At 68.0% G+C, this 21,218-nt stretch carries 19 protein-coding genes and 2 tRNA genes; 9 read left to right on the plus strand and 12 right to left on the minus strand.

Annotated elements, in window-relative coordinates:
• Positions 1-287: 287 nt before the first annotated feature.
• Together DEI91_RS01600 and DEI91_RS01605 are read right to left on the minus strand one after the other, a co-directional pair.
• Positions 288-1,139 (minus strand): rhomboid family intramembrane serine protease, encoded by an 852-nt coding sequence (locus DEI91_RS01600; protein ID WP_111050621.1) that lies wholly within the window; start codon positions 1,137-1,139, stop codon positions 288-290.
• 5 nt (positions 1,140-1,144) lie between these two features.
• On the minus strand, positions 1,145-1,684 hold the full coding sequence (locus DEI91_RS01605; protein ID WP_111050622.1) for a peptidylprolyl isomerase: 540 nt from the start codon (positions 1,682-1,684) through the stop codon (positions 1,145-1,147).
• A 114-nt stretch (positions 1,685-1,798) separates the two neighbouring features.
• On the opposite strand from DEI91_RS01605, the gene DEI91_RS01610 reads away from it, so the two are divergent.
• Positions 1,799-2,359 (plus strand): hypothetical protein, encoded by a 561-nt coding sequence (locus DEI91_RS01610; protein ID WP_111050623.1) that lies wholly within the window; start codon positions 1,799-1,801, stop codon positions 2,357-2,359.
• Between the two features lie 250 nt (positions 2,360-2,609).
• Here the strand turns inward: DEI91_RS01610 and DEI91_RS01615 are convergent.
• The 10 genes from DEI91_RS01615 to dnaA all read right to left on the minus strand — a co-directional run bounded on the left by DEI91_RS01615 (position 2,610) and on the right by dnaA (position 14,159).
• A tRNA-Ala gene (locus DEI91_RS01615) sits at positions 2,610-2,682 on the minus strand.
• Between the two features lie 53 nt (positions 2,683-2,735).
• Positions 2,736-2,812: transfer RNA gene (locus DEI91_RS01620), tRNA-Ile, on the minus strand.
• A gap of 73 nt (positions 2,813-2,885) precedes the next feature.
• Positions 2,886-3,293, minus strand: a complete 408-nt coding sequence (locus DEI91_RS01625) for a DUF3566 domain-containing protein (RefSeq protein ID WP_111050624.1) — start codon at positions 3,291-3,293, stop codon at positions 2,886-2,888.
• The gene (gyrA, locus tag DEI91_RS01630) at positions 3,286-5,970 is read right to left on the minus strand and encodes a DNA gyrase subunit A (RefSeq protein WP_181439432.1); all 2,685 of its coding nucleotides are present in this window, start codon (positions 5,968-5,970) and stop codon (positions 3,286-3,288) included. The genes DEI91_RS01625 and gyrA overlap by 8 nt, the downstream gene beginning before the upstream one ends.
• Positions 5,971-6,082: 112 nt before the next feature.
• On the minus strand, positions 6,083-8,098 hold the full coding sequence (gene gyrB / locus DEI91_RS01635; RefSeq protein ID WP_111050625.1) for a DNA topoisomerase (ATP-hydrolyzing) subunit B: 2,016 nt from the start codon (positions 8,096-8,098) through the stop codon (positions 6,083-6,085).
• Positions 8,099-8,231: 133 nt separating this feature from the next.
• Positions 8,232-8,732, minus strand: coding sequence for a DUF721 domain-containing protein (locus DEI91_RS01640; protein ID WP_111050626.1), 501 nt, complete (start codon positions 8,730-8,732; stop codon positions 8,232-8,234).
• Positions 8,732-10,093 carry a DNA replication/repair protein RecF gene (recF, locus tag DEI91_RS01645; protein WP_111050627.1) on the minus strand — a complete coding sequence of 454 codons (1,362 nt, stop codon included), beginning with the start codon at positions 10,091-10,093 and terminating at the stop codon, positions 8,732-8,734. The genes DEI91_RS01640 and recF overlap by 1 nt, the downstream gene beginning before the upstream one ends.
• Before the next feature lie 37 nt (positions 10,094-10,130).
• Positions 10,131-11,039, minus strand: a complete 909-nt coding sequence (gnd, locus tag DEI91_RS01650; protein WP_375537662.1) for a phosphogluconate dehydrogenase (NAD(+)-dependent, decarboxylating) — start codon at positions 11,037-11,039, stop codon at positions 10,131-10,133.
• A 49-nt stretch (positions 11,040-11,088) separates the two neighbouring features.
• Positions 11,089-12,249, minus strand: coding sequence for a DNA polymerase III subunit beta (dnaN, locus tag DEI91_RS01655; RefSeq protein ID WP_111050629.1), 1,161 nt, complete (start codon positions 12,247-12,249; stop codon positions 11,089-11,091).
• A gap of 455 nt (positions 12,250-12,704) precedes the next feature.
• Positions 12,705-14,159, minus strand: coding sequence for a chromosomal replication initiator protein DnaA (dnaA, locus tag DEI91_RS01660; protein WP_111050630.1), 1,455 nt, complete (start codon positions 14,157-14,159; stop codon positions 12,705-12,707).
• Between the two features lie 490 nt (positions 14,160-14,649).
• Here dnaA and rpmH point away from each other — a divergent pair, with 490 nt between their 5' ends.
• The 8 genes from rpmH to DEI91_RS01700 all read left to right on the plus strand — a co-directional run bounded on the left by rpmH (position 14,650) and on the right by DEI91_RS01700 (position 19,658).
• The gene (rpmH, locus tag DEI91_RS01665) at positions 14,650-14,787 is read left to right on the plus strand and encodes a 50S ribosomal protein L34 (RefSeq protein ID WP_043595303.1); all 138 of its coding nucleotides are present in this window, start codon (positions 14,650-14,652) and stop codon (positions 14,785-14,787) included.
• Between the two features lie 17 nt (positions 14,788-14,804).
• Complete coding sequence (rnpA, locus tag DEI91_RS01670) at positions 14,805-15,155, plus strand: ribonuclease P protein component (RefSeq protein WP_111050631.1); 351 nt, start codon at positions 14,805-14,807, stop codon at positions 15,153-15,155.
• Positions 15,152-15,517, plus strand: a complete 366-nt coding sequence (yidD, locus tag DEI91_RS01675) for a membrane protein insertion efficiency factor YidD (protein ID WP_111050632.1) — start codon at positions 15,152-15,154, stop codon at positions 15,515-15,517. The genes rnpA and yidD overlap by 4 nt, the downstream gene beginning before the upstream one ends.
• Before the next feature lie 7 nt (positions 15,518-15,524).
• Positions 15,525-16,499, plus strand: coding sequence for a membrane protein insertase YidC (gene yidC / locus DEI91_RS01680; protein WP_111050633.1), 975 nt, complete (start codon positions 15,525-15,527; stop codon positions 16,497-16,499).
• Positions 16,496-17,023, plus strand: a complete 528-nt coding sequence (locus tag DEI91_RS01685; protein ID WP_111050634.1) for a R3H domain-containing nucleic acid-binding protein — start codon at positions 16,496-16,498, stop codon at positions 17,021-17,023. The genes yidC and DEI91_RS01685 overlap by 4 nt, the downstream gene beginning before the upstream one ends.
• Positions 17,020-17,673, plus strand: coding sequence for a 16S rRNA (guanine(527)-N(7))-methyltransferase RsmG (gene rsmG, locus DEI91_RS01690; protein ID WP_111050635.1), 654 nt, complete (start codon positions 17,020-17,022; stop codon positions 17,671-17,673). Before DEI91_RS01685 ends, rsmG begins: the two co-directional genes overlap by 4 nt.
• Before the next feature lie 66 nt (positions 17,674-17,739).
• Complete coding sequence (locus tag DEI91_RS01695) at positions 17,740-18,672, plus strand: ParA family protein (RefSeq protein WP_111050636.1); 933 nt, start codon at positions 17,740-17,742, stop codon at positions 18,670-18,672.
• Positions 18,672-19,658: a ParB/RepB/Spo0J family partition protein gene (locus DEI91_RS01700; protein ID WP_111050637.1), complete on the plus strand. Its 987-nt coding sequence runs from the start codon at positions 18,672-18,674 to the stop codon at positions 19,656-19,658. Before DEI91_RS01695 ends, DEI91_RS01700 begins: the two co-directional genes overlap by 1 nt.
• The last annotated feature ends 1,560 nt before the right edge of the window (positions 19,659-21,218 follow it).

Raw genomic sequence — 21,218 nt, forward strand, 5'->3', positions numbered from 1 at the left:
GCCTCCCGGAGACGGTCCTGGAGGCTCCGCGCCAGTTCTCCACAGGGAGCCGCGTTCTCCACACATCGCTCCACACCTCGAGTGGCGAGTTCTCCACAGGCTCCTCCACAGTGGGGATAATCACACGCGTGTAACTCACCGCTTTCTCCACAGGTGTGGAGAAGTCGGCGGGCGGCTGTGGAGAGCGGCCGGTGCCCGCCGCACGAACACCTCATCGGTAGCCGGCGCAAGGGGGAACGCCCCGTCGCAGAAGCGACGGGGCGTTCCCGTGGTCGTGCTGGTAGGCGTCAGCCGGAGGTGAGCGCGTACCCGACGAAGCAGAGCGCGATGGCGACCACGACCTCCAGGCCGAGCAGCGTGGCCTGCAGGCCACGCTGACGCACGTTGCGCGTCCGCGCGAACACGAACCCGGTGACGAAGCCGGCCAGGATGCCGCCGACGTGCGCCTGCCACGAGATGTTCGTCCCGGGCAGGAACCCGATCACCAGGTTCAGTCCGATGATCACCAGCAACGACACCGCGTTGTTGCCGAGGCTGCGCTGCAGGACGAAGAACGCCGCGAACAGGCCGAAGATCGCCCCCGATGCACCGACCACCCATGTCCCGGGAGCCAGGAACGTCACGAGTACCGACCCGCCGATCCCGGCGATGAAGTACAGCGCCAGGAACCGCCACGTGCCGAGCATGTTCTCGAGGATCCGGCCGAAGACGAACAGCGCCCACATGTTGAACGCGATGTGGAAGAAGCCCGAGTGCACGAACAACGCGGTGACGATGCGCCACGGCTGCGTCGGCACCAGTGCGGAGTTGTACGCGAGCCACTGCGCCAGGAAGCCGCCGGACAGCTGGTCGAGCAGCCACACGACCACCGAGACGGCGATCAACACGACCGTCGCCTTCTGGTCGACCGTCGCGAAGCGGCGCCGCGCGACGGTCAGACTGCTCGGGCCGGACGCGCGACGGTTCTCCGTGAACCTCGCCCGCTGCTCACGGACGCACTCGGGGCAGTGCACCCCCACCGCCGCCGGTGTCTGGCACTCCGGGCAGATGGTCCGCCCGCAGCGCTGGCAGAGCACGAAGCTCTGTCGGTCCGGATGCCGGTAGCAGGTGTTCGACGAGGCCGAGGTCGGATCGGTCACCCGGGTCAGACGTCCTCGACGTCGATGCTCTGGATGACGACGTCCTCGACGGGCTTGTCACGGCCGTCGGTCTGGACACCCTCGATTGCGTCGACGACCGCGCGCGACTCGTCGTCCGCGACCTCGCCGAAGATGGTGTGCTTGCCCTGGAGCCAGGGGGTCGCGACCGTCGTGATGAAGAACTGCGAGCCGTTCGTGCCGCGGCCGCCCTGGATGCCGGCGTTCGCCATGGCGAAGATGTACGGGTTCTGGAACGTGAGCTCCGGGGAGATCTCGTCGTCGAAGCGGTACCCGGGGCCGCCGATGCCCTGGCCGAGCGGGTCACCGCCCTGGATCATGAAGTCCTTGATGATGCGGTGGAAGACGACACCGTCGTAGAGCTTGTCGGTCGACACCCTGCCGGTGCCGGGGTGCGTCCACTCCTGCGTACCGGTCGCGAGACCGACGAAGTTCTGGACGGTCTTCGGGGCGTGGTTGCCGAAGAGGTTGACGCGGATGTCGCCCTTGTTGGTGTGGATCGTTGCGACAGCGGTGTGCAGAGACATGTCCCGATTCTCGCATGTGCCGCTGGATGTGCACGGGACGCACAGCCGGTGATCTGTGACCTGTCAGGCGTCCTGGTGGCAGGATGGGGGCACGTCGACCCATGGAGGTACCGAATGTCGATCGAGATCCCGCGCAAGCGTCGGAAGCAGATCAAGAAGCTCAAGGGCAAGACCGCCACGCTCCTCGGTGAGCAGCGGAAGGTCCTCGAGCACGCGAACGCGATCCTGGCCGAAGCCCGGGGCCACGCCGCCGATGCTGCCCGGAAGGACCTCGCTCCCCGCGTCCAGAACGCCATCGACAACGGGCTCCGTCCCGCGGTGGCCTCCGGTGTGCACGCAGCGACCTCTGCCGCGCAGAGCGCCTCGCACCGGTTCCAGTCGGAGGTCGTGCCCGGCCTCATCTCGACCGCTGGCTCCGTGCTCAGCGTCGGGGACCTGGCGAAGGACCCCCGCGTGCAGAAGATCGTGCAGGAAGCACAGAAGCGTGGCGGGAAGTTCCTCAAGCAGGCTCCCGTGCCGCAGAAGAAGGGCATCGGGTTCGGTGGGGTCGCCCTCATCGTCGTCGGTGTCGTCGCGGTCGCGGGTGCTGCCTACGCCGCGTACCAGACGCTCCGCGCGGACGACGACCTCTGGGTCGCCGACGACGCGGACACCGCGGGCAAGCCCGCCGCCTGACCTCCTGGTTCGTTCGAAGGGCCCCGGCACCGCCGTGCCGGGGCCCTTCGTCGTTCCCGGGGCGGTCACGCCGCGCTCCGACCGGCCGGGACACCCCGCAGGACTCCCGTCCACTGGTCACGACCCGTCGTCTGGAGGCCCGCCGACCGACGACTCGTGACCTTCCGACGCCAGACCCACGGCTCGCCGCGGATGAGCACATGACGAAGCCCCTGGGCCGCGACGCAGTCGCAACCAGGGGCTTCTCGAGTGGAGCCTAGGAGATTCGAACTCCTGACATCCGCCTTGCAAAGGCGGCGCTCTACCAACTGAGCTAAGGCCCCGGAGCGACCGAACCGGCCGCCACGTCGGTGACACCGACGCGGGAGTTGAGTTGTGGTGGGGCTACAAGGACTTGAACCTTGGACCTCTTCGTTATCAGCGAAGCGCTCTAACCGCCTGAGCTATAGCCCCTCAGACCGGATGAAAGCCTACCGCACGATCGCGCTGGAGCGAAATCGAGGCGATCGGCGCCACCCGGACCGGGTCAGTTGTTGGTGAAGCCCACGAGCACGCCGCCCGTGATCCGCACGCTGAGGTTGTACAGGACGCTGACGATCGCGCCGAGCACCGTCCCCACGACGACGTTGAGGATGCCGACGACGATCGAGAAGCCGAGGACCTGGCCCAGCGAGAACTGGTCCATGATCGAGTAGCTGTTCTGCCCGGTGACGTCCTTCAACAGGCTGTCGATCTGCTCGAAGACACCGGTCTGGTTGAGGATGACCCAGACCAGGGCCGTGGCGACGACGATGACGATCGAGCCGGCGAGGGCGATGAGGAAGGAGATCTTCACCATCGACCAGAAGTCGAGGTAGACCAGACGGAGTCGGACCTGACGAGTCCCGACCGGCCGCTTCGCTTTCCGCTGGAGCTTCTCGGCGACACTACTCATTGCTTGACTCGTCCTCTCCGGCCTCGGCAGGCTCGGCGTCGGTGGGCAGCGCTTCCGCGGAGACTTCCTCCACGAGCTCTGCGTCGGCGGCGTCGGCGACCGCTTCGTCCGGGCTGACGGTCTCGACCGGGCCGGCGGGCTCGATCTCGGCGTCCTCCTGGTCGTCCAGGTTCCGCTCGCTGTTACGGGCCACGGCGATGATCCGGTCGTTCTCCGCGAACCTCGCGAAGACGACCCCCATCGTGTCGCGTCCCTTGGCGGGGACCTCGGCCACGGCAGACCTTACCACCTTGCCCGATTGCAGCACGACGAGCACCTCGTCGTCCTCACCGACGATGAGGGCACCGACCAGATCGCCACGATCGGCCGCCAGACGGGCGACCTTGATGCCGAGTCCGCCGCGTCCCTGGATGCGGTACTGGTCGACCGAGGTGCGCTTCGCGTAGCCGCCCTCCGTCATCACCCAGACGAACCCGTCGTCCGACACGACCGACGCGGAGAGGAGCGAGTCGTCCCCACGGAAGGACATGCCCTTCACGCCGGAGGTCGATCGGCCCATCGGCCGCAGGGCGTCGTTCGTCGCGGTGAACCGGAGCGACATCCCGTGGCGGGACACGAGGAGCAGGTCGTCGTGCTCGTCGACGAGCAGGGCCGAGCGGAGCGTGTCGCCCTCGCGCAGGTTGATCGCGATGATGCCGCCGGTACGGTTCGTGTCGTACTCGGTGAGCGCGGTCTTCTTCACGAGACCCTGCTCGGTGGCGAGCACGAGGTACTGCGCGGCCTCGTAGTCACGGATGTCGAGCACCTGCTGGATCTGCTCGTCCGGCTGCATGGCGAGGAGGTTTGCCGAGTGCTGGCCCTTGGCGTCGCGCCCGGCTTCCTGCAGCTCGTACGCCTTCGCCCGGTAGACGCGGCCCTGATCGGTGAGGAAGAGCAGCCAGTGGTGGGTCGTCGTGACGAAGAAGTGCTCGACGACGTCGTCCGCGCGGAGCTGGGCCCCACGGACCCCACGGCCGCCGCGGTGCTGCGAGCGGTACTGGTCGCTCCGCGTGCGCTTGACGTAGCCGCCCCGGGTGATGGTGACGACGACCTCTTCCTCGGGGATGAGGTCTTCCATGCTCATGTCGCCGTCGAAGCCGAGCATGATCTCGGTCCGGCGGTCGTCGCCGAAGCGGTCGACGATCTCGGTGAGCTCCTCGACGATGATCGTCCGCTGGCGCTCCGGCCGGGCGAGGATGTCCTCGAAGTCCGCGATCTTCAGCTCGAGGGCCTCGGCCTCCTCGTGGATCTTCTGGCGCTCGAGGGCGGCCAGACGACGCAGCTGCAGTTCGAGGATCGCACGGGCCTGGATCTCGTCGACGGAGAGCAGCTCCATGAGGCCGTTGCGCGCCTCCTCCACGTCGGGCGAGCGACGGATGAGCGCGATGACCTCGTCGAGGGCATCGAGTGCCGCGAGGTACCCGCGCAGGATGTGCGCGCGCTTCTCGGCCTCGCGCAGACGGAACCGGGTCCGTCGGACGATGACCTCGATCTGGTGGTCGACCCACGCGGAGATGAACCCGTCGAGCGCGAGGGTGCGGGGCACGCCGTCGACGATCGCGAGCATGTTGGCGCCGAAGTTCTCCTGCAACTGCGTGTGCTTGTACAGGTTGTTCAGCACGACCTTGGCGACCGCGTCCCGCTTCAGCACGATGACGAGTCGCTGCCCGGTCCGACCCGAGGTCTCGTCGCGGATGTCCGCGACGCCCGCGAGACGACCGTCCTTGACGAGCTCGGCGATCTTGATCGCGAGGTTGTCCGGGTTCACCTGGTACGGCAGTTCGGTGACGACCAAGCAGGTGCGGCCCTGGATCTCCTCGACGTTGACGACCGCGCGCATCGTGATGGAGCCGCGACCGGTCCGGTAGGCGTCGACGATGCCCCGCGTGCCGAGGATCTGCGCACCGGTCGGGAAGTCCGGGCCCTTGATGCGCTGCATGAGCGCCTCGAGGAGCTCCTCACGCGAGGCGTCCGGGTGCTCGAGCGCCCACACGGCACCGGCAGCGACCTCTCGCAGGTTGTGCGGCGGGATGTTCGTGGCCATGCCGACCGCGATGCCGACCGAGCCGTTGACGAGCAGGTTCGGGAACCGCGAGGGCAGGATCGACGGCTCCTGCGTGCGACCGTCGTAGTTGTCCTGGAAGTCGACGGTCTCTTCCTCGATGTCACGCACCATCTCGAGCGCGAGGGGGGCCATCTTGGTCTCGGTGTACCGCGGGGCAGCGGCGCCGTCGTTGCCGGGGGACCCGAAGTTCCCCTGGCCGAGCGCGAGCGGGTACCGGAGCGACCACGGCTGCACCAGGCGGACGAGCGCGTCGTAGATGGCGCTGTCGCCGTGCGGGTGGAACTGGCCCATCACGTCGCCGACCACACGCGAGCACTTCGAGAAGGCCCGGTCCGGCCGGTACCCGCCGTCGTACATCGCGTAGATCACGCGGCGGTGCACGGGCTTCAGGCCGTCACGGACCTCCGGCAGCGCACGGCCGACGATGACGGACATCGCGTAGTCGAGGTACGAGCGCTGCATCTCCAACTGCAGGTCGACCTGCGAGATGCGGTCACCGGAGACGACGATGTCCCCGCTCGAGCCGTGCACGATCTCGGGCTCGTCGGCGCCGTTCTCGTTGTCGTCAGCCATGTGCTTGCGTTGCCTTCCTTGACAGCCTGGAGGCTCGTCGTCCGTTGGTCACGCCGGGCGCGACCACGAGGGGTCGGGACGGGTCGACGCGGTGTGCGCCGCGCCTCCCGGCCTAGATGTCCAAGAAGCGGACGTCCTTCGCGTTCTGCTGGATGAACTGGCGACGGGACTCGACGTCCTCGCCCATCAGCGTCGCGAAGACGCTGTCCACCGCGGCGGCGTCCTCGAGCGTGACCTGCAGGAGCGTGCGGGTGTCCGGGTTCATCGTGGTGTCCCAGAGCTCCTTGTAGTCCATCTCGCCGAGGCCCTTGTAGCGCTGGATCCCGTTGTCCTTCGGGATGCGCTTGCCGGCGGCGATGCCGGACTGCAGCATCGCGTCGCGCTCGCGGTCGCTGAACACGTACTGGTCGGCCGCGTTCGACCACTTCAGGCGGTACAGCGGCGGCTGCGCGAGGTACACGTAGCCGCGCTCGATGAGCGGACGCATGTAGCGGAACAGCAGCGTGAGCAGCAGCGTCGTGATGTGCTGGCCGTCGACGTCGGCATCGGCCATCAGCACGATCTTGTGGTACCGGGCCTTGTCCGGGTCGAAGTCCTCGCCGATGCCGGCGCCGAACGCCGTGATCATCGACTGGATCTCCTGGTTGGCCAGGGCGCGGTCCAGGCGGGCCTTCTCGACGTTGAGGATCTTGCCGCGCAGCGGCAGGATCGCCTGCGTCATCGGGTTGCGCCCCTGCACGGCGGAACCGCCGGCGGAGTCACCCTCGACCATGAAGATCTCCGACACCGTCGGGTCCTTGGACTGGCAGTCCTTGAGCTTGCCCGGCATGCCGCCGGACTCCAGGAGCCCCTTGCGACGGGTGGTCTCGCGGGCCTTGCGGGCGGCGAGCCGCGCCTGCGAGGCCTGGATCGCCTTGCGGACGACGTCGCGTGCCTGCGACGGGTTGCTCTCGAACCAGTGCACGAGTTCGGTGCCGACCACGCGCTGGACGAAGGACTTCGCCTCGGTGTTGCCGAGCTTGGTCTTGGTCTGGCCCTCGAACTGCGGTTCGCCGAGCTTCACGGAGATGACGGCGGTCAACCCCTCGCGGATGTCGTCACCCGTGAGGTTGTCGTCCTTCTCCTTGATGATCTTCGTCTCGCGCGCGTAGCGGTTGACGAGGGTCGTCAGTGCAGCGCGGAAGCCCTCTTCGTGGGTGCCGCCCTCGTGCGTGTTGATCGTGTTCGCGAAGGTGTGGACGCTCTCCTGGTACGAGGTGTTCCACTGCATCGCGACCTCGAGCGCGATCTTGCGCTCCGGGTCCTCGGCCTCGAACCCGATGACGTCGGGGTGCACGAGGTCGGCCTTCTTCTGCGCGTTGAGGTACTCGACGTAGTCGGCGAGACCGCGCTCGTAGCGGAAGGAGTCCTTGCGCGCCTCTTCGCCCTCGGCCGGCGTCCGCTCGTCGGTCAGCGTGATGCGCAGCCCCTTGTTGAGGAAGGCCATCTGCTGGAACCGGGTCCGGAGCGTCTCGTAGTCGAACTCGACGGACTCGAAGATCTCGGCGTTCGGCCAGAACGTGATCGTGGTGCCCGTCACGTCGGAGGCTTCGTCCTGGGACAGGGGGGCGACCGGCACGCCGTCCGTGTAGCTCTGGCGCCAGACGTGGCCCTGCCGCCGGACCTCGACGTCGAGCTCGCTGGAGAGGGCGTTCACGACGGAGGACCCGACGCCGTGCAGACCACCGGAGACGGCGTACCCGCCCCCGCCGAACTTGCCGCCGGCGTGCAGGACGGTCAGCACGAGCTGGACGGTCGAGATGCCCTCGTTCGGGTGGATGTCGACCGGGATGCCGCGGCCGTTGTCGACCACGCGGACACCGCCGTCTTCGCGGATGGTGACGTCGATCGTGTCGCAGTAGCCGGCGAGGGCCTCGTCGACGGAGTTGTCGACGATCTCCTGCACCAGGTGGTGGAGACCACGCGGTCCGGTCGACCCGATGTACATGCCCGGACGCTTCCGGACGGCCTCGAGCCCCTCGAGCACCTGGATCTGGTCTGCGCCGTACGATGGTTCGCTCTGCGGGGCCTGCGGCTGGGCCTCGTCGTTCTGCGGGTCTCGCTGGTCGTCGTCAGATTCAGATGTCATGTCGGGAGTGCTCCTGCCTGCGCGCGGAACACCCGCACACTGCACGTCCCAGTCTACCGCAGGCAGGGCTCCGACCGGGGGCCGTACGCCTCACAGAGCGACGAATCCCCGACGGAAGGATGATTTCGTCTGGTCAACCGTAGGTATCGCGGGGGCCGCGCCCCTGGACCGACCTGAGGCCCCGTTTCCACGTGGGGGCGTCCGGGCCGGAAACCCGGATCGATTCCACGCCCGCCGCCGGGTACCGCTGTGCGATGGTCGTCGTGACGGTCCCGCGCATGAGTCGGAGCTGCGTCGCCCACGCCGTCGAGTCGCACCGGATGACCAGGGCGCCGTCCTCGATGGTGACCGGGGTGGAGTGCTTCGCCAGCTCCTCCCCGACCACGCTGGGCCAGTCGACGAACAGTTCCGAGCGTGCCAGTGGCTCCGTCCATCCGAGCTCGGCGGTCAGCGCACCCATCACGTCGCCGAGGCCGGTGGGCTCCCGTCCCTTCCCGTACGGCACCGAATCCGGGTCCTGTCCGGCGGCCCGGCGCCGACGCGCGTCGACCCCCCGCTTCGACGGGTCGCCGAACACGGCCTTGAAGTGCTGGTACACCCGCGAGGGCTCGGCCGGCTTCCACGGCTTCGGCATCAGGGTGCCGCCCGGTGCGCGGGGTCGTCCGACCGGGCGCGATCGGTGGGCGTGGGCACGGCCGGACCCTGCTCGGTCGGGTCTGACTCGGACGGGTCTGACTCGTGCGGCTCGGCCGCGGCGGGCACGTCCGCCGCCGCGGTGACGTCGATCGCCTCCGGCACCCCCGGACGGGAGGCCCGACTCCCGTCCTCCGCGTCCGGCACGATGGCACCCGCCTCGATCCGCACGGTGTGCGCGGCGAGCTGGTCCGGCACGTCACCGTGCACCGCCGCCGTGATGAGCACCTGCTCGTAGTCCGCGACCGCCCCGGCCAGGCGCTCCCGCCGTGACTCGTCGAGCTCCGCGAACACGTCGTCGAGGATGATGATCGGGTCGCCGAGGGAGGACTCGGCACGCAGGATCGTCGCCGACGCCAGCTGCACCGCGAGCGCGAACGACCAGGACTCCCCGTGACTGGCGTACCCGCGGGCCGGTAACCCGTTCAGCTCGAAGAGCACGTCGTCCCGATGAGGTCCGGTCAGCGTCAGGCCGCGGTCCAGTTCGTCCCGCCGACGGCGCTCGAGCGCCACGCGGAACGCCTCTGCCGCGGACGCGGTCGTGACCGGTTCCTCGGGCGTCCCGAGCACCGGGTCGGTGGCCGCCGCGTCCTCCGGATCAGCACCCCGCACGCTGAGGACACCGGCGATCGACGCCTGGTGCCGCTCACCGGCGACCGTCGCGTACGACTCCGTGACGAACGGGGCGAGCCGGCGGGTGAGGTGGTCGCGGGCGGCGATGATCTCGGCGCCGAACGCCACGAGCCGGTCGTCCCAGACGTCGAGCGTCGAGAGCGCCCCGGCCTTCACCCCGGTCGCGCGGGCCGACTTCAGCAGGGTGTTCCGCTGGCGGAGCGTGCGGTCGTAGTCGGCGAGCACGCCCTGCATGCGCGGGGCGATCTGGACGAGGAGCTCGTCGATCATCCGCCGGCGCCCCGACGGCTCGCCGCGGACGAGTGCCAGGTCCTCGGGGGCGAAGAGCACGCTGGTGCAGTAGCGCGGGAGCTCGCGGGGCTTGATCGCGGACCGGTTCACCTGCGCCCGGTTCGACCCCGTCCGGTTGATCTGCACCTCGGCGAGGATGCTGCGGTCCTCGTGCGCGAGCCGTGCCCGGACGATCGCCGAGTCACATCCCTGTCGCACGAGCGCCGCGTCGGTGGGGACGCGGTGCGACCCGAGGGTCGAGAGGTACCCGATCGACTCGACCAGGTTCGTCTTGCCCTGGCCGTTCCGACCGACGAACAGGTTCGGCCCGCGTGCGAAGTCGACGTCCGCCTCCCGGTAGTTCCGGAAGTCGGAGAGTTGCAGATGGTCGACGTGCACGCGGGCCGAAACGGGTCGAGGGGGTTACCCCGACCGGTTACGCCTTCTTGACGGCGTGGCCGCCGAACTGGTTGCGGAGTGCCGCGACGGCCTTCATCGTCGGGGACGCGCTGCCCTGACGCGAGACGAAGCGCGCGAAGATGGACGCCGAGATCGCCGGCATCGGCACCGCGTGCTCGATGGCCTCTTCCAGGGTCCACCGGCCCTCGCCGGAGTCCTCCACGTAGCCCTCGATGGCGTCGAGCTTCGGGTCCTCGTTCAGCGCGAGGACCATCAGGTCGAGCAGCCAGGAGCGGACGACGGTGCCGCGCTGCCATCCGGCGAACACGGCGGGGACGTCCTTGATGATGTCCTTCGCCTCGAGGAGCTCGTAGCCCTCGCCGTACGCCTGCATGATCGCGTACTCGATGCCGTTGTGGACCATCTTCGCGTAGTGGCCCGCGCCGATGCCGCCAGCGTGCGAGAAGCCCTCTTCGCGCGGGCCCTCGGGGCGCAGTGCGTCGAAGACGGGCATCGCGAACTCGACGTCCTCGGCAGCACCGCCGACCATGAGACCGTAGCCGTTGTCCTTGCCCCAGACACCGCCGGATACGCCGGCGTCCATGTAGCGGATGCCCTTGGCAGCGAGCTGCTCGGCGTGGACGGTGTCGTCGAGCCACTTCGAGTTGCCACCGTCGATGACGAGGTCGCCCTCGCTGAGCACGCCGGCCAGGTCGGAGATCACGTCGTGGGTGATCTTGCCGTGCGGGACCATGACCCACACGAGACGCTTGCTGTCGGTGAGGGCTTCTGCCAGTGCGCCGAGGTCGGCGACGTCCGAGACGGCGGGGTTGGCGTCGTACCCGACGACGTCGATCCCTGCGTTGCGCAGACGCGCACGCATGTTGTTGCCCATCTTCCCGAGGCCGACAAGACCGATCTGCATGATTTCCTCTTCTTCGTCGATGTCGCGCTGATGCTGGTGTCCACGCGTCAGCGCTGGATGGCTGTTGCGGCTAGCGCAGCAGCAGGTTGGGCTGCAACAGGTACCGGTACCCGTCCGTGGCAGCTTCCTCTCGCGAGGACTGCCCGGTGATCAGGACCGGTCCGGGCTTGTTCGGGTTCTCCGTCTTGGTGAAGGAGATCCGGACGAACTCGGAGTGCACCGCATTCAACCCGTCCAGGAGGAAGGCCGGTTTCAGGGAGACCACCGTTTCCTCACCAGTCAGCAACGCATCGATCGACTCTGACGCCTGCGCTTGTTCGGAACCGATCGCCTCGAGCGTGAGCCCGTCGACCGAGAAGGAGAACCGGAGCGCGGCTTCGCGCTCCAGGACGAGGGACACCCGTCGGACCGCCTCGACCAGTTCGGCGGTGTTGATCACGGCGTGGTCCTGGACAGTGTCGGGGAAGAGCCGACGGACCGGCGGGTAGTTGCCCTTGATGAGCAGCGACGTCACGGTCTTGTCATCGGCCTGGAACGCGATGAGCTCACGGTCGGAGCCACCGCTGATCGACACCGAGACGGTCGTGGCCGAGCCGAACGTACGGCCGACCTCCTGCAGCGTGCGGGCCGGGACGAGCGCGTGCAGCGTCGGCGCAGCGTCGTCGTCACCACCGGGTCGGCCGGAGTCCCACTGGATGGTCCGGACGGCGACACGGTAGCGGTCGGTCGCGATGAGCGAGACGTCGCTCTCCCCGACCTCGAGCTGGACGCCGGTGATGACCGGGGTGACGTCGTCGCGGCTTGCGGCGACGGCCACCTGGGAGACGGCCTCGGAGAACGAGTCCCCCGGGATGACGCCGGTCTGCGGGCCGATCTCCGGGAGGGTCGGGTACTCCTCGACCGGCATGGACAGCAGGGTGAAGTGCGCCGATCCGCAGGTGACGGTGATGCGGAAGTCATCCGTCGAGAACGTGACCGGGGCGTTCGGCAGACGGCTCGCGATGTCGTTCAGCAAGCGACCGGAGACGAGCACCGTGCCGGGGTCGTCGATCTGAGCCGCGATCGACGTCTGCGCCGACACCTCGTAGTCGAACGAGGAGAGCGTGAGTCGATCACCGTCGGCATGGATGAGCACGCCGGAGAGGATCGGGAGGGTCGTGCGCTGTGGGAGGAGCTTCACCGCGAAGGAGACGGCTTCGGAGAAGACGTCCCGGTTGACCTCGAACTTCACAGCGTGGACCCCTGTCGATCGGTTGACTGTCCGGCCGCCCCATTGTGGCACAGCGGCGGCAGACCGCCGATCCGTGTCATCCGCCGTCCCCAGGGGTTGGCCCAGGGAGAGGGAGAGAGAAGAGAGGAGTAATGGTCTTAACGCCTGTGCACACTGTGGACAACTCTGGGGATGCCGCTCGTCGACAGGGAACTACACCGGTGTGACTTGTTGGCGGCATGTGCACGGCCTCTGGATGAGGATTCTTCGTCTATCCACTTCCATCCCCAGTTTCCACAAGCAGCCCTCCAGCTGTGAACAACGGAGCGGCGTGTCCTCCACAGTTATCCACAGGCTTTCCACACTGTGGGGAATCCGGCGCATGGAACCGTCTCAGATGGTGGACGCACGCAGAAGGAGGCCGATCCCGGGTCTTGGACGGGCCTCCTGGACGGGGGGTGGCGTGGAGGGACTGCCTACCGGTACCGGCGGTCCTGCTTGATCCGACTGGTCAGTTCGGTGACCTGGTTGTAGATCGACCGCCGCTCCTTCATGAGCTCGGCGATCTTCTTGTTCGCGTACATCACGGTCGTGTGGTCGCGGTTGCCGAACAGCTGACCGATCTTCGGGAGCGACAGGCTCGTCAGCTCACGGCAGAGGTACATGGCGATCTGACGGGCGGTGGCGATCGCCTGGGACCGGGACGAGCCGTAGAGGTCGTCGACCGAGAGCTTGAAGTACTCGGCGGTGTGGTTGATGATGTCCGTCGGCGCGATGACGTTGTCCTCGTCCAAGGTGATCAGGTCCTTGAGGACCGTCTGCACCAGCGCCATGTCGACGGCCGTCCGGTTGAGGCTCGCGAACGCGGTGACCCGGATGAGCGTGCCTTCGAGCTCGCGGATGTTGCTCGACACCTTCGACGCGATGAACTCCAGGATGTCGTCCGGCACCTGCAGGTGGTCGGACTGCGCCTTCTTGCGGAGGATCGCGATGCGGGTCTCGAGGTCCGGTGCCTGGACGTCGGTGATGAGCCCCCACTCGAAGCGGCTGCGCATCCGGTCCTCGAACCCGGTGAGGTGCTTCGGGGCGACGTCCGACGTGATCACGACCTGCTTGTTGTGGTCGTGCAGGGTGTTGAAGGTGTGGAAGAAGGCCTCCTGTGTGGAGTCCTTCCCCTGCAGGAACTGGATGTCGTCGATGAGCAGGATGTCGATGTCGCGGTACCGCTGCTGGAACTGGTTCGAGCGGTTGTTCGCGATCGAGTTGATGAAGTCGTTCGTGAACTCCTCGCTCGACACGTACCGGACGCGGATGCCCGGGTACAGGCTCTCCGCGTAGTGGCCGATCGCGTGGAGCAGGTGGGTCTTGCCGAGGCCCGAGTCGCCGTAGATGAAGAGCGGGTTGTACGCCTTCGCCGGCGCTTCCGCGACCGCGACGGCGGCTGCGTGGGCGAACCGGTTCGAGGCGCCGATGACGAAGTTGTCGAAGTTGTACTTCGGGTTGAGCCGGGACTCGGGGCGCCCGCTCGTCCCCGGGGAGTCGACCTGGCTCGGGACGAACGGTGCCTCGATGTACTGCCGGGGAGCCGCGGTCTGCTGCACCTGCTCCTGTACCGGTTCGGCGTAGGACGGTACTGCGACGGCGTCGACCCGGGGCTCGGAGGCCATGTCGGGGTTCACCGTGATCGCGAAGTTCGCCACCGAGTCGTCCCCGATGCGGGAGACCGCCTCGGTGATGGGCACCCGGATGCGCTGTTCGAGCATCCCGCGGGTGAGGTCGTTCGGCACCTCGAGGTAGAGGGTGCCGGCCAGGACGCCCTTCGGCTCGACCAGGTTGAGGAAGCCGTGGAGCTGCGGCGTGATGCGGTCGTCGTCGGACAGGATGCCGAGCACTGACGACCAGAGGTCCTCGACGGGGTCGGCCGGCGTCATGTCGCGCTCGTCTCCTGGTCTCGTTGCTCGGTTGCGGCTTCGGGTGTGGTGTCGCGCCCGCCTCGGTACGGCAGTGGCGGCCAGACCCGGCGACACGCGGGGACGGGTGGTGCCGTCCCCGCGTTCCGTGGACGGCTGCCGCGGTGTCCTCGGCGCTGGTCCGACATCGAGCTTCCCACAGGGTTGTCCACAGTGTGGTGTCCGGCTGGTCCGCCCGGGACGGGTGAGGTACTCCCCCGCAGTACCGGGCATCCAGCCGTGCAGTGCCCCAACTGTACGGGACCGCACCGCCTCCCACCCAACGGGAGTTGTCCCCAGTGTGGAGAACCCCGACGTCCCGGGCACGGGGTGCGGCCGTGAGCGAGGACGTTTGACCTCCCAGCCGTCGTCACGTACCGTTGTCCAGTTGACTGCGGCCGTTCGGTCGCGCCATCCGCGTCAACCAATGCATACGTGACGGCTCGCCGCGAGCAGCCGTGTGGAGATCATCATGAGCAAGCGCACCTTCCAGCCGAACAACCGCCGCCGCGCCAAGAAGCACGGCTTCCGCGCCCGCATGCGCACCCGCGCCGGCCGCGCCATCCTCGCCGCACGTCGCGGCAAGGGGCGCACCGAGCTCTCCGCCTGATCCGCGGGGTCCTCGCCGTGTTGGCCCGGGCCAACCGCATCGTCCGAGGCGACGACTACCGATCGACCGTGCGTCGTGGCCGCAGGAGCGCCACGGCGCACGTCGTCGTGTCCGTGGTCCGTCGCCTCGATGACGATGGTGGTCCCACCAGGTTCGGGTTCATCGTCGCGAAGACCGTCGGGAACGCGGTCACCCGCAACCTCGTACGGCGCAGGATGAAGGCGATCGCACACGACCTGCTCCCGAGCGCTCCGTCCGGGTACGACGTCGTGGTGCGCGCACTGCCAGCCGCTGCGCAGGCCGGATGGCCTACCCTGCTCGGAGACATCTCGCGTTCCTTCGCACGGGGTGTGGAGAAGGCAGCATGAACCGGTTCCTCTGGGTCGTCGCGTTGCTCCCGCGCAACGCGTGCGTCGTCGTGCTCCGGGCCTACCGAGCGGTGGTCTCGCCGCTCTACGGCAACGTGTGCCGGTACCACCCCTCGTGCTCCCGGTACGCACTCGAGGCGATCCAGCAGTACGGGGTCGTCCGCGGTTCGGCCATGGGAGCGTGGCGGATCGCACGGTGCAACCCCTGGGCCGCCGGTGGGATCGACGACGTCAGGGAACGTCGCCGCCCCTTCAACGTCAGTCGGTTCGGGTTCGTGCTCGCACCGAGCCCGCAGCAACAGCAGGACACGGCCGGGATGACCCGACCGGTGCTGTTCCCTCAGCGCACTCGAAAGGCGTGACCTCCTCATGGAGATCCTGAACACTCTCCTCTGGCCGCTCAAGTGGGTGGTGTCCGCGATCCTCGTCGGGTTCCACTGGCTCTTCGAGACCATGGGGATGGACCCGTCCGCGGGCATCACATGGGTCCTGTCGATCATCTTCCTGACCTTCGTGGTCCGTGCCGCGCTGATCCCGATCTTCGTGCGGCAGATCAAGTCGCAGCGCCGCATGCTCGAGGTCGCGCCGCAGCTGAAGAAGATCCAGGACAAGTACAAGGGCAAGAAGGACCAGTTCTCGCGCGAGGCCATGTCCCGCGAGACGATGGCGCTGTACAAGGAGACCGGGACGAACCCGCTCAGCTCCTGCCTGCCGCTGCTCATCCAGATGCCGATCTTCTTCTCGCTGTACTCCGTGCTGCACGAGGCGCAGATCAACAAGGCCGGCATCGGTCTGCTCACGAACGAGCTCGCGGCCGACTTCGGCAACGCGGCCCTGTTCGGTGCCCCGCTGCACGAGACCTTCACGAACGCGTCGGGCTGGGAAGTCCGGATCATCGCGGGGATCATGATCGTCGTGATGACCGCGTCGCAGTTCATCACGCAGCTGCAGCTCGTCGCGAAGAACATGTCGCCGGAGACCAAGGAGTCTCCGATGTACCGGCAGCAGAAGATGATGCTGTACATCCTCCCGCTGGTCTTCGTGATCTCCGGTCTCTCCTTCCCGCTGGGCGTCATGTTCTACTGGCTCGCGTCGAACATCTGGACCATGGCCCAGCAGTACTTCGTCATCCGCAGCATGCCGACGCCGGGCTCGGAAGCGGCCCTGGCTCGTGAAGCGCGGCTCGCCAAGAAGGCCCAGCGCCGCGGCACTCCCGCATCGGCCGGGGTCCTGACCGAGGCCGGCACGGGCGCCTCGGTCGCCGAGGTGCAGGCACGGGTCACCACGCAGCGCCAGCAGCCGGTCGGCAAGTCGCGCGCCAAGAAGAACGGGAAGAGCAAGTGACCGAGCAGGACACCACCGTCGTCGACACAGCGGACGAGCAGGTGCTCGACCAGTCTGCGGCCCAGGACGGCGACGACGAGAGCCGCGACGAAGCGGACATCGCTGCCGACTACATCGAAGAGCTGCTCGACATCTGCGACCTCGACGGTGACATCGAGATCGAGGAGCGCGCCGGACGTGTCTACCTGACGGTAACGGACGACGGAGAGGCGCTCCGCGTGCTCGCCAAGCCCGACACCGTGTCCGCGCTGCAGGAACTCACGCGCATCGCGGTCCAGGCGGAGACCGGCGAGTTCAGCCGTCTCATCCTGGACATCGGTGGGTCGCGAGACGCCCGGGCCACGGAGCTCCAGCGCCTCGTCGACACCGCGATCGAGCGCATCGAAGCGGGTTCGACGACGGCGGCACTGCCGCCGATGTCCTCCTACGAGCGCAAGCTCGTGCACGATCTGGTGTCCGAGAAGGGGTTCCACTCGGAGTCCGAGGGCGAGGGTCGCGACCGGCACACGGTCATCACGCGATGACCGAGGCAGGGTCGGCTGACGCTCCGGTCCTCGAGGTCGAACCGGCAGCTGCAGCGACACTGTTCGGCGACCGTCTCGACGTCGCCCGGTCGTTCACGAACGAGTTGGCCCGTCGCGGCGAGGAGCTCGGTCTCATCGGTCCACTCGAGCTCCCCCGGCTGTGGACGCGACATATCCTCAACTCCGCGCTGCTCGCCCCGCTGCTCCTGAGTGGCGGGACCGTGGGCGACGTCGGCTCGGGTGCGGGGCTGCCGGGACTCGTGTTGGCCATCGCGCGCCCCGACGTTTCCATGACCCTCATCGAACCGATGGAGCGCCGCGTCGAATGGCTGCGCGGTGAAGCGGCGCGGCTCGGTCTCGACAACGTGACCGTCGTTCGTGCTCGGGCAGAGGACGTCGCTGACGATCTCGTGCTGGACCAGGTCACGGCTCGCGCGGTCAGCGCACTCTCGAAGTTGATCCCCCTCACCGTTCCGCTCGTCCGGTCTGGCGGTGAGCTCATCCTGATGAAGGGCGCTCGCGTCGATGACGAGGTCGCAGCGGCACGCAAGGTCATCCTCCGAAAGCGCCTGGCAGACGTCGAGGTCCTCGAGCTCGGAGTCGGAGTGGTCGAGGAGACCACGCGCGTCTTCCGGGCTACAGTTGATTGACGCCACCGGTCAGGTCTGACCGCAGCCTGCCGCTGAGCGCTGGAGTCGCGTCCGGGCCCACGGCCCATGTTCCACGTGAAACACCGACCGGGGAAGAGGCACTCGTTGAGTTCATCGACCGACTACGACGCTTCGACGCCCCTGGCGCGGGAGATAGCCGACCTGAACCGCCGACGCCGGGCGATCGCCACGCAGCAGTTCCCATTGCCGGATGCGACCCGTGTCTTCACGGTGTCGAACCAGAAGGGCGGGGTCGGGAAGACGACCACGACGGTGAACCTCGCCGCTGCCCTCGCACACGGCGGGGCCCGAGTGCTCGTGATCGACCTCGACCCGCAGGGCAACGCGTCGACTGCGCTCGGGATCGACCACCAGGCCGAGGTGGCGAGCATCTACGACGTGATCGTCGACGAGGCACCGATCGCGGACACTGTCCAGCGGTCCCCCGAGTCCGAGACGCTCTGGTGTGTCCCGGCGACCATCCACCTTGCTGGCGCGGAGATCGAGCTGGTCTCCTTGGTTGCCCGCGAACAGCGCCTCCGGACCGCACTCGACCAGTACCTGGCCTCGGTCGAGGAGCCCTACCACTACGTCTTCATCGACTGCCCGCCGTCGCTCGGGCTGTTGACGATCAATGCCTTCGTGGCCGCCAAGGAGGTGCTGATCCCGATCCAGTGCGAGTACTACGCCCTCGAGGGACTCAGCCAGCTCTTGCGCAACATCGACCTCATCGAGCGGCACCTCAACCCGAACCTGGCCGTGTCGACGATCCTGCTGACCATGTACGACGGTCGGACGAACCTGGCGAACCAGGTAGCGAACGACGTCCGCGAGCACTTCGGCGACCAGGTACTGAAGGCGATGATCCCGCGATCCGTACGCGTCAGTGAGGCGCCGAGTTACGGGCAGAGTGTGGTCTCGTACGACGTCAACTCGAGTGGCTCGCTGTCCTACCTGGAGGCTGCAGCCGAGATCGCAGAACGAGGAGCGAAGCACTGATGGCACCCAAGCGAACCGGACTCGGGCGCGGTATCGGCGCGCTCATCCCCACCGCGAACGAGCACGAGCGGCCCGTCGACGTGTTCTTCCCGACGGGCGGCACCACGGCTGCGGACGCGAACGCCGCATCCGGTCAGCCGGCAACGGCAGAAGAACTCCTGGCGGTCCCCGGCGCGCGGCTCGCCAGCCTCAATCCGCTCGACATCGTCCCGAACGCGCAACAGCCCCGCAAGGAGTTCCGTGAGGAGGAACTCCAGGAACTGATCCACTCGATCCGCGAGATCGGGCTCCTGCAACCGATCGTGGTGCGGCCGATCAGCGGCGCTGCGGGGACCGAGCCGCAGTACGAGCTGATCATGGGCGAGCGTCGTCTCCGGGCGACGAAGGAGCTCGGATTGGCGACGATCCCTGCGATCGTCAAGGACACCCCGGACGACGCGATGCTGCGCGACGCGCTGCTCGAGAACCTGCACCGTGCTCAGCTCAACCCGCTCGAAGAGGCTTCCGCGTACCAGCAGCTCCTCGCAGACTTCGGGATCACGCAGGAGCAGCTCGGGCAGCGCATCGGCCGGTCCCGACCGCAGATCACGAACACCATCCGCCTGCTCCGGCTCCCCTCCCCCGTGCAGCGCCGCGTGGCCGCCGGCGTGCTCTCGGCCGGGCACGCCCGCGCGATCCTCGCAGCGCCGGACGCGGAAGCGATGGAGTACCTCGCGGAGAAGATCGTGAACGAGGACTTGTCCGTTCGCGCCGCCGAGGCCATCGCCCAGCAGCTGTCCTCGAAGACGCCGACGAAGGCGCCGACCCAGCCCTCGAAGCGGCAGGTGCACTTCAACGACATGGCGGAGCGACTCGGCGATCGGTTGAACACGCGCGTGAAGATCGCGGTCGGAGCACGGAAGGGTTCCGTCACGATCGACTTCGCCACCGCCGACGATCTGAATCGGATCCTCGGGGAGCTCGGCATCGAGGACCTGGCCGGCTGACGACCACTCGTGACGTCCCGCGATCTCGAGGTCAACGCTCCACGGCATGGTGAGAGTTCACCGAGCGGCTGCGGAACAGAATGAGGAAGCCTTCACGTCCGGTCTGTCCCGCGTGGCAGCCGCGGCGAGACCGCTATGGTCTGCCAGCGGCTGAGCGGCTCGCTGAGCGCCGAACGGGACAGGAGACTCCCCTGTAGTCGCGAGGACCGTCCCGGGCCCGCAGAGGGCTGTTTGGACGCCACGAGCGATGCCGTTGGGGTCCGCGTCGGCACGGTGTCGCGTGAGGAGCGCGCCACTCCGCGGGCCGCACTCCTGACTCCACGCAACGGTCGGTCGGTCGGTCGGTCGGACCGAGGGTGGGGAAGCTCGTCGGACTGCGAGGCGCCACGACGGGGCGAGCGCCGATCGAGATCCGTGAGCATGCAAGCAGTCGCACCGCGCTGCCGGCCCCTGCGGGCTTGAGGACATGGTTGCAAGTCGGTGGCGATGCCGATCCGCCCGGGTGCGGGGACCTTCCGCGTGCGGTGGACGGCACCGCGCTGGGCGCGCTGGTCGTCGCCCCGTGGGCGTCGGCTGGCTGACCGGCCATGCGTCAACCGAGTGAGGTACCGGACATGCAACGGCACCTGGATCGCTCGGGTGTACGTGGTTCGCGACGGCGGGCCGACGCGATGTTCGCCGGCAGGTCCGCGAGGTTTCACGTGGAACACGCGCCCCTGGTGGAGGCGGCCGGAGGTGAGCGCCATCAAAGGCCGACGCGAGCCTGGTCGCGGAGCCGCGGAGCGCTTTGACACGGTCCCGGCCGCAACGGCTGGCGGCCGGAATTCCCCGAGATGTTCCACGTGGAATGCCATGAACGCTGGTCCGACGGCCGGTTGGAAAGAGGGCTGCTGCCACTCCCCCGGGCGCCGGGATCCTGCGCGCTCACGAGGACGAGTCGTCGTTGCACCCGGTCCGTGGCGAAGCCAGCGGTGGTGCAGCCGAAGGTCTCGGGGTGACCGCCTCGATACAGCGGCACGCTTCATTCCCATCAACTTCGTGGAGGAAGGACGCTGAGGCCGAAGCAGGACGCCCCGTGTCCGATCGGTCCCGTGCTCGATGGGTGGGTGTGACTGGGCTCCATGCTCGATCACCATCGAGCATTGCCGGTACCGCCGCCCTGTGTGGCGTACTGTGCCGAATCGGGGTGCGGCGATCGCGACCACGGACGTGCTGGTGTACGCCGCCCGTGACGGCGCGGAGTCCTGGTGATCCCGCGGCAGGTGACACACGTCGACGCGTACCGGTCTTACCCGAGCGCTGTCCCTCTGGCGCCGCTGCTCGTGCGGCGACAGACCTGGTATGGATCGACGGCATCAGCGCTGTGGCGAGAGGGTGTCGGCTCGCTCCGTGGACGCCGTCTGCCATCACGTCGGCGAGATGTGCAGGGCTGTGGCCGACGAAGGCGGGCGGGCGCGCAGGACTCGTGCTCGGTGGAGGAGCGTGCGGTGCGCGGGGTGGTGCCGACCGGCACGGAGGGCGCACTCGCGCGTCGGGCAGCAAGCCGCGACCTCCGGGCGG

This window comes from Curtobacterium sp. MCBD17_032 (assembly GCF_003234855.1).
GTDB lineage: Bacteria > Actinomycetota > Actinomycetes > Actinomycetales > Microbacteriaceae > Curtobacterium.

Coding starts and splice junctions, on each gene's coding strand:
- DEI91_RS01640 (WP_111050626.1), bottom strand. CDS start 8,732: ATGCCGAAGCCGTGGAAGCCGGCCGAGCCCTCGCGGGTGTACCAGCAC.
- DEI91_RS01605 (WP_111050622.1), bottom strand. CDS start 1,684: ATGTCTCTGCACACCGCTGTCGCAACGATCCACACCAACAAGGGCGAC.
- rpmH (WP_043595303.1), top strand. CDS start 14,650: ATGAGCAAGCGCACCTTCCAGCCGAACAACCGCCGCCGCGCCAAGAAG.
- DEI91_RS01610 (WP_111050623.1), top strand. CDS start 1,799: ATGTCGATCGAGATCCCGCGCAAGCGTCGGAAGCAGATCAAGAAGCTC.
- dnaA (WP_111050630.1), bottom strand. CDS start 14,159: ATGACGCCGGCCGACCCCGTCGAGGACCTCTGGTCGTCAGTGCTCGGC.
- DEI91_RS01700 (WP_111050637.1), top strand. CDS start 18,672: ATGGCACCCAAGCGAACCGGACTCGGGCGCGGTATCGGCGCGCTCATC.
- gyrA (WP_181439432.1), bottom strand. CDS start 5,970: ATGGCTGACGACAACGAGAACGGCGCCGACGAGCCCGAGATCGTGCAC.
- yidD (WP_111050632.1), top strand. CDS start 15,152: ATGAACCGGTTCCTCTGGGTCGTCGCGTTGCTCCCGCGCAACGCGTGC.
- DEI91_RS01625 (WP_111050624.1), bottom strand. CDS start 3,293: ATGAGTAGTGTCGCCGAGAAGCTCCAGCGGAAAGCGAAGCGGCCGGTC.
- DEI91_RS01695 (WP_111050636.1), top strand. CDS start 17,740: ATGTTCCACGTGAAACACCGACCGGGGAAGAGGCACTCGTTGAGTTCA.
- rsmG (WP_111050635.1), top strand. CDS start 17,020: ATGACCGAGGCAGGGTCGGCTGACGCTCCGGTCCTCGAGGTCGAACCG.
- gyrB (WP_111050625.1), bottom strand. CDS start 8,098: ATGACATCTGAATCTGACGACGACCAGCGAGACCCGCAGAACGACGAG.
- yidC (WP_111050633.1), top strand. CDS start 15,525: ATGGAGATCCTGAACACTCTCCTCTGGCCGCTCAAGTGGGTGGTGTCC.